Raw genomic sequence first — 9,294 nt, 5'->3', positions numbered from 1 at the left:
GCGGCAGGTAAACAGGCCAAAGTTATTAATAAACTGGTACGAGAAATGCGGGTTGAGCATACCGTACGTGAAACAAGGCTTAAAGAGCTTCTAGGACATACGCCGCTAGAAGTGCTTGGTGGAGCTATCCATGGGTCAGTTGTTGCCTACTTGTTTTATTTATTTTATAGATGAATGTTTATACTGAGATATGCTATAATAGGTTTGGTAAGTGTAATTACCATTTGGTGTCAAAAGAGCTTGCTTGACACCACGAAAGAAAGCGGGGAACTAGTTTGAGTAAACTGCTTAACAGCATTAACGGACCACAAGATCTTAAAAACCTATCTGTGCCCCAATTAGAAAAGCTCGCCGGGGAAATCCGCGAGCTTCTTATACATACAGTGTCAATCAATGGCGGACATTTGGCCCCAAACCTGGGAGTTGTTGAACTAACCTTAGCACTTCATAAAATGTTTGACAGCCCCAGAGACAAATTTATCTGGGATGTCGGACATCAGGCATATGTGCATAAAATTTTAACAGGCCGGCGAGAAAATTTCTCCACTCTGCGTACAAGCGGAGGGATCTCCGGATTTCCCAAACGCTGTGAAAGTCAGCATGATGCTTTTGGTACCGGTCACTCCAGTACATCCATCTCCGCAGCTCTGGGAATTGCGCTGGCACGTGATATGTCAGGCGCAAAAGGTAACGTTATAGCCATTATCGGCGATGGTTCACTAACAGGCGGACAAGCTTATGAAGCACTTAATCATGCAGGGCATCTGGGAATAAATCTCACAGTAATTCTGAATGATAATGAAATGTCTATTGCCAAAAATGTTGGCGCAATGTCCGAATACTTGGCCAAAATGCGTACTGCCCCAACGTACTCGAAAGTAAAACATGATATTGAGTATTTATTACGCCGGATTCCGGCTATTGGCGATAGTGTGGCCAATACTGCCGAACGGGTAAAAGATAGTTTAAAATATCTGTTAGTTCCCGGAATGTTATTTGAAGAATTAGGTTTTACCTATTTTGGCCCCATTGACGGTCATAATATTTCCTCGATTTTGGATGTACTGAATAAAACGAAAAGTATTAAGGGACCTGTGCTTATCCATTTATTAACGCAAAAAGGCAAGGGATATGCACCCGCCGAGCGCAACGCGGATAAATTTCATGGTGTAGGTCCTTTCTGTATTGAAACCGGCGAAATAAAAATAAGTGCAAACAGTGCGCCATCCTATACGCAGGTATTCGGCGATACTATCGTTAAGCTGGCAGAACAAAATCCAGCTATTGTCGCAATAACTGCAGCCATGCCTGACGGCACCGGCCTGAAAAAATTTGCTGCAAAATTCCCTAAACGTTTTTTTGATGTAGGTATTGCCGAACAACATGCCATTACGCTGGCTGCCGGCATGGCTACACAGGGAATACGTCCTATCGTTGCAATCTACTCTACCTTTACCCAACGCGCATATGATCAAATTCTTCATGATGTGTGTCTGCAAAACCTACCAGTTATCATGATGCTTGATAGAGCTGGTATCGTAGGCGAAGATGGGCCGACCCATCATGGAGTTTTTGACTATTCTTACTTGCGGCATATTCCCAATATGGTAGTAATGGCACCGAAAGATGAAGATGAACTCCGCCATATGTTATATACTGCCACAACACTCAATGCACCTGTGGCTATTCGTTATCCTCGCGGTAACGGTATCGGCGTAACATTACAAGATGGTTTTACTCAACTTGAAATCGGCAAAGCTGAGAAATTGGTTGCAGGAAAAGATGTAGTCTTATTAGCAGCAGGCTCAATGGTTGAACCCTGTAAACAGGCTGCTGCTTTATTAGCCAAGGAGAATATTTCCACTAGCGTAGTAAATGCAAGATTTATAAAACCATTGGACGAACAAATGATCCGTCAACTGGCTCGTGAAACAGGAATCATTGTTACTGTTGAAGATAATGTATTAGCCGGAGGATTTGGTTCGGCCGTACTGGAATATATTAACTCCCAAAATCTTAACTGGGTAAAAGTGTTACGACTCGGTCTTCCTGACCAGTTCATTGAACACGGTCAACGCAGTCAGCTATTGACTCAATATGGATTAGATGATAAAGGTATAGCTACTAGTGTTATGACCTTTATCCGGCAGTTTGGAGCACGCAAATGACAGAACAAAAAAACAAAGAGCGTCTTGATGTATTACTAGTGGAAAAAGGCTTGGCTACAAGCCGTGAACGGGCTAAAGCCTATATTATGGCAGGAATTGTAACCGTTGACGGACAAAAAATGGATAAAGCCGGTACTCTTGTGCCTGTATCTGCTAACATTACTGTTCACGGTGACAGTATTGGTTACGTTAGCCGCGGAGGACTAAAGCTCGCCAAAGCATTAAAATATTTTAACCTGGACTTGACTGGCAAAGTAATGGCCGATGTTGGCGCATCAACCGGAGGATTTACTGATTGTGCTTTAAAAAATGGTGCTGCCAAAGTATATGCCATAGATGTTGGCTACGGCCAACTTGCTTGGTCCTTACGTACCGATGACCGTGTAGTTAACATGGAACGAACCAATATTCGCAACCTAAAACCGGAAGATTTAGGTGAGCTGTTAGATTTTGTTTCCATCGATGTTTCTTTTATCTCGCTTGATAAAGTATTGCCAGTAGTAAAATCCCTGCTCACTCCCCAAGGACGCATCGTCGCACTCATTAAACCGCAGTTTGAAGCAGGTCGGGATAAAGTAGGCAAAAAAGGAGTCGTGCGAGATCCGGCTATACATCGTGAAGTTATTAACAATGTAGTAAGAATCTCTCGTCAATTGGCCCTTTCGCCAATAGGAATCACATATTCACCGATTAAAGGCCCGGAAGGCAATATTGAATACTTATTATATCTTGCTAACGAAGCAATTGATGACCAAATAGATACTACAGACATTGATACTGTAATTGCCGATGCCCATGCCAATCTAACAGGATAATGGAGGACATAGGTTTGTTGACTGTAGGCTTGTTTCCCAACACGAAAAAGCAAAATATTGGTACGGTGTTGGGTTGGATGATGCAATATTTTAAAGAACGCAATGTCCAGGTGGTTATGCCCGAAGATGCTGCATTAGAACTTAAATGCTCCCATTTGGTAGGCAAACTGGAATCTGCACAAAACAACATTGCATTTGGTATTACTTTAGGTGGTGATGGAACACTCTTAAACACCGCCAGGGAAATTGCCCCATTAGGTATCCCGGTATGTGGAGTAAACATGGGGAACTTGGGATTCTTGACTGAGATTGAACTGCCTGAATTAAGTGATGCTTTAGACAGACTTGTTCAAGGCGATTATTACATCGAGGACCGGCTTATGTTAGATGCGGTTGTCATCCGTGACGACAATCCAATTTTTATTTCGTCAGCACTTAATGATATTGTTGTTGCTAAAGGCGGATTTTCCCGCATGATAAAACTAAAATTATATATTGATGAAGTACTTACCGCCGACTATCCTGCTGATGGACTGATCATTGCTACTTCTACCGGATCAACCGGGTATTCATTATCTTCTGGCGGTCCGATTGTAAATCCTAACCTGAAAGTCATCGTTATTACACCAATCTGTCCTCATACGCTCCATTCCCGCGCTTTAGTTATCTCAGAAGAGGAAGAAGTAAAAGTCCGGATGCAAGCAACCCATGACGATATTGTACTTACGGTAGACGGGCAATCAGTCTATAGCTTATTGCCGAATGACACGGTAGTTGTCCGGCGGTCTCCGTATCGAGCACGCTTTATCAAATTTGCTGGTAAAAGTTATTATGAGACCCTACGTACTAAACTAAGGAGAGGCGACCGGAATGGTAGTTGCTAACGCAGTCCTAATGGCTCATCAGTTTGTACTCGCAAAGCTGACCACAGCCAGCCATATAGTGGATGCTACAGCCGGAAATGGTAAAGATACTTTGTTTTTAGCAAAAAACTCTGCCCCGAACGCAGTTATTTGGGCATTTGACATTCAGCAACAGGCACTGAAAAAAACAGAAGAACTGCTGACTCATCATAAGTTACGTGAAAAAGTTAAACTCATCTTAGATAATCATGCCAACATAACCCATCATATTCACCATCCAATAGATGTTGTCATGTTTAATCTGGGATATTTACCCGGCAGTGATCGAACTATAAATACGTGTCCAGATACTACGATAACAGCCATAACGCAAAGCCTGAAACTACTTACTGTGGGTGGACTTATAACGATTGCAGCCTATCCGGGCTATGAACATGGCAGGATGGAAAACCAGGCTGTATACGAGTACTTGACAAGCTTATGCCAAGATACATTTGCTATTGCTTGTTGGTCAATGGTAAACCAAAGAAATAATCCACCAATATTGTATATAATCGAAAAGGTGAAGGAGTAAAATAGCTTGAAGGCGTTACGTCATGCAAAGATTAAAGAAATTATTGAGCGTTATGTAATTGAAACTCAAGAAGAGTTAGCGGAAGCACTTAGTAAGCATGGAATTGAAATCACGCAAGCTACCGTATCGCGCGACATAAAGGAGCTTATGCTTATTAAAGTGCCGACAGGCGACGGGCGGTATCGCTACGCTTTTCCCCCTGAGCAAAATATTGTTTTGTCACAAGCCCGCATGGAGCGTACATTTCATGATTCAATAGTTAACATTGACTATAGTCAAAATATTGTCGTGTTGCGGACACTGCCTGGCACTGCGCAGGCAGTGGCTTATACCATTGATTATGTCAAATGGCCTGAAATTATTGGCACAGTGGCTGGTGATGATACCATTTTCGTACTTGTTAAACCTATTGAAGCTGTTCCACAAGTTGTAGCCAAATTCCAATCGCTGATGGGGCGTGGAGTATAGCAGTTTTGAGAGGTGATAACAAATGCTGAAGTCACTGACAGTCGTTAATTTTGCACTTATTGATAGAGCACATATTGAATTTGCACCTGGTCTTAACATTTTGACAGGAGAAACCGGAGCAGGCAAATCGATTTTTATTGATGCATTATCAGCGATTATAGGCGGAAAAGCTTCAGGCGATTCTATCCGTAGTGGGGCGGATAGCTTCCGGGTGGAAGCGGTTTTTGATATAACAGATAACCATTCTGTAAAAAACCTCCTTGACGAGCAAGGAATTTCGCCAGAAGAGGATGGCTCCCTGATTATCACAAGACGATTGACTAAACATGGTAAAAACTCCATCCATGTAAACGGCTGTCAGGTTACTCTGACTGTACTACGAAAAATTGGCGAACAACTTGTTGATATGCATGGACAGCATGAAAACCAGGCCTTGCTAAAACCTGAGGTTCATCTGGCGCTTACTGATGCATTCTCATCTGAAACCAAGATAAAATTAGAAGAATACCGCCAAGTCTATAAACAGTGGCAAAAAATTAAAAGTGAGCTGGCTGAGCTTACACACGACGCAAGAACACGCCTGCAACGAGAAGAAATGCTTACCTGGCAAACTCAGGAAATTGCTGCTGCCGCTCTTGTCCCCGGTGAAGACGAAAAACTAGAGAATCAAATTAAGGTTTTGGCTAATGCCGAAAAAATTGCCAATGCCATATCGCGTTCCTACATGTTGTTAAGTCAAGGGAACAATGGTTTTAATGGTATAGTAGCCGGTCTTGCCGATATCAAACACCAGCTTGAATTGGCGGCACGGTACGATACCGCTCTCGAAACTCAACTAGCAGTTATAACCGAATCGTTGTATCAATTAGAAGAAACGATGGGGGAACTAAGAAATTATCAAGAAAATATTGACTTTAACCCAGCTAAACTGGCTAAGTTAGAAGATCGCCTTGATACAATTTATAAACTCAAGAAAAAGTATGGAGCAACCATCGAAGACATATTGCAGTATTATGAGCAGGCTAGTACTGAACTGGCAGCTATCACCAATTACGATGAACAGCTTGCTATGCTTGAACAAGAAGAACACAGCCTTTCACATAAAGTAGCGCAGCTTGCAGATGAGCTAGACAGATTGCGGCGAACAGCCGGCCACGAACTTGCTAAACAAATATCAGCCCATATGGCTGATTTAGGTATGCCAAAAGCACAATTTCAAGTTGCAGTTAAACGTCATGATCAATATACCCTTAACGGCGCTAATGACGTTAATTTCCTGTTTTCGGCCAATCCTGGGGAAGAACCCAAATTATTGCATAAAATTGCGTCAGGCGGCGAGTTATCACGTATTGCATTGGCCATTAAAACGGTTTGTTCTGAACGTGATGAAATCGCTACTATGGTTTTTGATGAAGTCGATGCCGGTATTGGCGGACAAACGGCCCAAAAGGTAGCTGAGAAAATTGCCAGAATTGCTGCTTTTGGCAAACAGGTTTTATGTATAACTCATCTTCCGCAAATTGCTTCCATGGCAGATTGTCATATTTATATTGAAAAAGTTGTTAAGGATGAACGAACCATAACTCATGTAACTACTCTTGATAAAGACGCACAAATTTTAGAATTGGCCAGAATGACTACTGGAGAAATAACACAATTATCCATTGATAATGCTGCTCAAATGTTAGAGATTTCTCAGCAAAAAAAAGAAAGTTGGAAAAATAAAGCGTAAGCGTAAGCTTACGCTATTTTTATTTAAAAAATACCCCAAAATGAGCTACCAAGACAATTAATACTAATATCGCCGGAATAATCCTCTTTGTATTCGGGAAATTCTAAATTTGCAGCAACCAAAAGAATGAGGTGAAACCTAAAGGTGGTAATTTTGGGAAGAATGCAATAGGGAGTGATGGAAAAAAACATGACAAGATGTAATCGCTTTATGAACCGCAGGCTAATCTTGGCAATGTTAATCATTAGCGCAATCATTGCATTTTGTTTTTCTCCTCAATTTCGGAATATTTACGGTCTTCCTATGCATATCAGGATCATCGAAGGTGAGACAGCACTGTTTGACGTAAATTTTCCTCTTACCGTCAAACTAAAGCAGGATAGTGACAGTATTCGGCTCCAAACTCCCGACTTCTTACCAACCATGGCACTATCCCGTCCGGTTTCACTCGAACCTGTTAAGCTTGGCCAATCGACGATCGAGTTCAAATTGTTCGGTATAATACCATTTCGTACTGTCCAAGTTGACGTATTACCGCCAATAAAATTAGTTCCTGGAGGGCACTCGATCGGAGTCGTGCTCCGCTCACAAGGAGTTATCGTTGTTGGTAATTCACCGGTTTTAACTATGCAAGGACAGTATGTTACTCCAGCTAAAGATGCTGGAATCACCGTAGGTGATGTCATTATTAGTATTAATGGAATTCCTGTGCAGAGTGATACCCAAGTAGCCGAAATTATAGATGAGAGTGGTAGAAAAAATCGCACTGTGGATATTTTACTGAAACGTAGTGAAGGTCAGCAACATGTAACAGTATCACCGGTATTATGCCATGACACAAAACGCTATCGCATTGGCTTATTTGTACGAGATAGCGCAGCAGGCGTAGGTACATTATCGTTTTATGAAACTGAATCAAAAATATATGGAGCTTTAGGCCACATAATTACTGACAGTGATACCAATCAGCCCATAGATTGCGAACAGGGTAAAATTGTACTTGCCACAGTGTCAGGCATTCAGCATGGAAAAAGAGGCCACCCAGGAGAAAAAATTGGTGTTTTTATTGAAGAAGATCAATTAATAGGTAATATCAGCAAGAATACCCAGTTCGGAATTTATGGTGAATTAAAAACAAATTTAAAAAATGATAAATATCCTGAAGCCATCCCGGTGGCGTCTATGAGCCAAATTCAACTCGGTCCTGCTGAAATGCTGACAGTAGTGGATGGTCAAACCATCGAACAATTCGCAATAGAAATTCAAAAAATAAACCTACAAGAAACGCCAGAAAGCAAGGGACTGGTTGTTAAAATTACGGACCAGCGACTTATCGAAAAAACTGGAGGAATCGTACAGGGCATGAGCGGCAGCCCGATTATTCAAAATGGTAAACTAATAGGAGCCATAACTCATGTATTTGTTCATGACCCAACAAGCGGATACGGTTGTTTTGTCGACTGGATGTTAATGGAAAGTGGCATCATTCCGAAAAAGGAACGTCAAACTGCCAGAAAATTGTTTAGTTTTCTGGCAGTTTTTTGTGCTAGTAAGTAACCTTTATGATAGCAATCACCTTTTGACCGTCTTAGCGTATACTATATATCACGAAGCCTACGGTGGTGGGGTGAGAGTATGGCATATCTGTGTTTTGAAGAAGTATTAGCAGCGATTAGCTCTGGGGAGTTATCACCAATTGAAGCATTTAAAAAGCTCCGTGAAATCGAAGCCAACGCTCCCTACATCCATTCTCAGTCCAATTCAGAAAACCGGATTGAGAAAATTTTAAGTGAGCTAGATAATCTTGTCGGATTAACCGAGGTAAAAAAGCTAGTTAGAGAGATATATGCATTTATCGAAATTCAGAAACGTCGGGAAAAAGAAGGTTTAAATACAGAACATTTGGTATTACACATGATCTTCAAAGGCAATCCCGGTACTGGCAAAACGACAGTAGCCAGAATTATGGGGAAAATTTTCCGTGAAATGGGGGTTTTATCACGCGGGCATCTTATTGAAGTAGAACGGGCAGACTTGGTGGGCGAATATATAGGCCATACCGCCCAAAAAACTCGGGAACAATTAAGAAAAGCTTATGGGGGTATCCTCTTTATTGACGAAGCTTATTCACTGGCCAGAGGCGGCGAGAAAGATTTCGGCAAAGAGGCCATTGATTGCATGGTAAAACTGTGGAAACAAATGCGCTTTTAACTTATGAATTAGATTGCGAACCTGACAACAACATGTTACAATAAACTCACAATATAATTGTGAGTTTATTGATTGATCTGGATTGTATACTCACAAATATATTGTGAGTATACTTTTTATGGTGGAGAGGTGTTGTAATGCATATCGAGAAACGCAAAAACGGAACCTTTTATCTAAAAGATAGCGTCTACAACCCTGAAACAAAACTTCCGAAAAATACATCTATTTATCTGGGTTCAAATCCCATCCAAGCCAAAAGTAAACTCAAAACCCTTACGAATGATGTAACATTACTATCACAAATACCAGATATTCAGTTATATGAAATTGAAATTGATAAGGTCATCAAGAAGCTGAAATCATTGGCTACCATGCAAAGTGAGGGTGTAACTAGACTGATTGCAGAATATGTAGATGAACTCTTACAGGCAAAGCAATTTATTCTTAAGGCTAAAAATGGAAT

10 protein-coding genes are annotated in these 9,294 nt (G+C 41.3%); all 10 read left to right on the top strand.

Annotation, left to right across the window (positions count from 1 at the left end; translation table 11 throughout):
* Nucleotides 1-174 (top strand): divergent PAP2 family protein (locus tag AC29Z1_RS08950; RefSeq protein WP_488271115.1); only part of this gene is annotated, 174 nt, incomplete at its 5' end.
* A 101-nt stretch (nucleotides 175-275) separates the two neighbouring features.
* Nucleotides 276-2,168, top strand: coding sequence for a 1-deoxy-D-xylulose-5-phosphate synthase (gene dxs, locus AC29Z1_RS08945; RefSeq protein WP_488271114.1), 1,893 nt, complete (start codon nucleotides 276-278; stop codon nucleotides 2,166-2,168).
* Nucleotides 2,165-2,983: a TlyA family RNA methyltransferase gene (locus AC29Z1_RS08940; RefSeq protein ID WP_488271113.1), complete on the top strand. Its 819-nt coding sequence runs from the start codon at nucleotides 2,165-2,167 to the stop codon at nucleotides 2,981-2,983. Before dxs ends, AC29Z1_RS08940 begins: the two co-directional genes overlap by 4 nt.
* A 14-nt stretch (nucleotides 2,984-2,997) precedes the next feature.
* A complete protein-coding gene (locus tag AC29Z1_RS08935) occupies nucleotides 2,998-3,867 on the top strand; it encodes an NAD(+)/NADH kinase (RefSeq protein ID WP_488271112.1) in 870 nt (289 codons plus the stop codon).
* On the top strand, nucleotides 3,854-4,420 hold the full coding sequence (gene mnmM, locus AC29Z1_RS08930; protein WP_488271111.1) for a tRNA 5-(aminomethyl)-2-thiouridylate-methyltransferase MnmM: 567 nt from the start codon (nucleotides 3,854-3,856) through the stop codon (nucleotides 4,418-4,420). The genes AC29Z1_RS08935 and mnmM overlap by 14 nt, the downstream gene beginning before the upstream one ends.
* A 6-nt stretch (nucleotides 4,421-4,426) precedes the next feature.
* Complete coding sequence (gene argR / locus AC29Z1_RS08925) at nucleotides 4,427-4,888, top strand: arginine repressor (RefSeq protein ID WP_488271110.1); 462 nt, start codon at nucleotides 4,427-4,429, stop codon at nucleotides 4,886-4,888.
* A gap of 22 nt (nucleotides 4,889-4,910) precedes the next feature.
* Complete coding sequence (recN, locus tag AC29Z1_RS08920; RefSeq protein ID WP_488271109.1) at nucleotides 4,911-6,620, top strand: DNA repair protein RecN; 1,710 nt, start codon at nucleotides 4,911-4,913, stop codon at nucleotides 6,618-6,620.
* Between the two features lie 210 nt (nucleotides 6,621-6,830).
* Complete coding sequence (gene spoIVB, locus AC29Z1_RS08915; protein WP_488271108.1) at nucleotides 6,831-8,177, top strand: SpoIVB peptidase; 1,347 nt, start codon at nucleotides 6,831-6,833, stop codon at nucleotides 8,175-8,177.
* A 78-nt stretch (nucleotides 8,178-8,255) separates the two neighbouring features.
* Nucleotides 8,256-8,831, top strand: a complete 576-nt coding sequence (locus AC29Z1_RS08910) for an AAA family ATPase (protein WP_488271107.1) — start codon at nucleotides 8,256-8,258, stop codon at nucleotides 8,829-8,831.
* A gap of 137 nt (nucleotides 8,832-8,968) precedes the next feature.
* Nucleotides 8,969-9,294 (top strand): hypothetical protein (locus AC29Z1_RS08905; RefSeq protein WP_488271106.1); only part of this gene is annotated, 326 nt, incomplete at its 3' end.

It is taken from the genome of Sporomusa sp. (genome assembly GCF_057736855.1).
This window is presented reverse-complemented; position numbering and strand designations above follow the sequence as displayed.

Coding starts and splice junctions, on each gene's coding strand:
- recN (WP_488271109.1), top strand. CDS start 4,911: ATGCTGAAGTCACTGACAGTCGTTAATTTTGCACTTATTGATAGAGCA.
- mnmM (WP_488271111.1), top strand. CDS start 3,854: ATGGTAGTTGCTAACGCAGTCCTAATGGCTCATCAGTTTGTACTCGCA.
- AC29Z1_RS08910 (WP_488271107.1), top strand. CDS start 8,256: ATGGCATATCTGTGTTTTGAAGAAGTATTAGCAGCGATTAGCTCTGGG.
- spoIVB (WP_488271108.1), top strand. CDS start 6,831: ATGAACCGCAGGCTAATCTTGGCAATGTTAATCATTAGCGCAATCATT.
- AC29Z1_RS08940 (WP_488271113.1), top strand. CDS start 2,165: ATGACAGAACAAAAAAACAAAGAGCGTCTTGATGTATTACTAGTGGAA.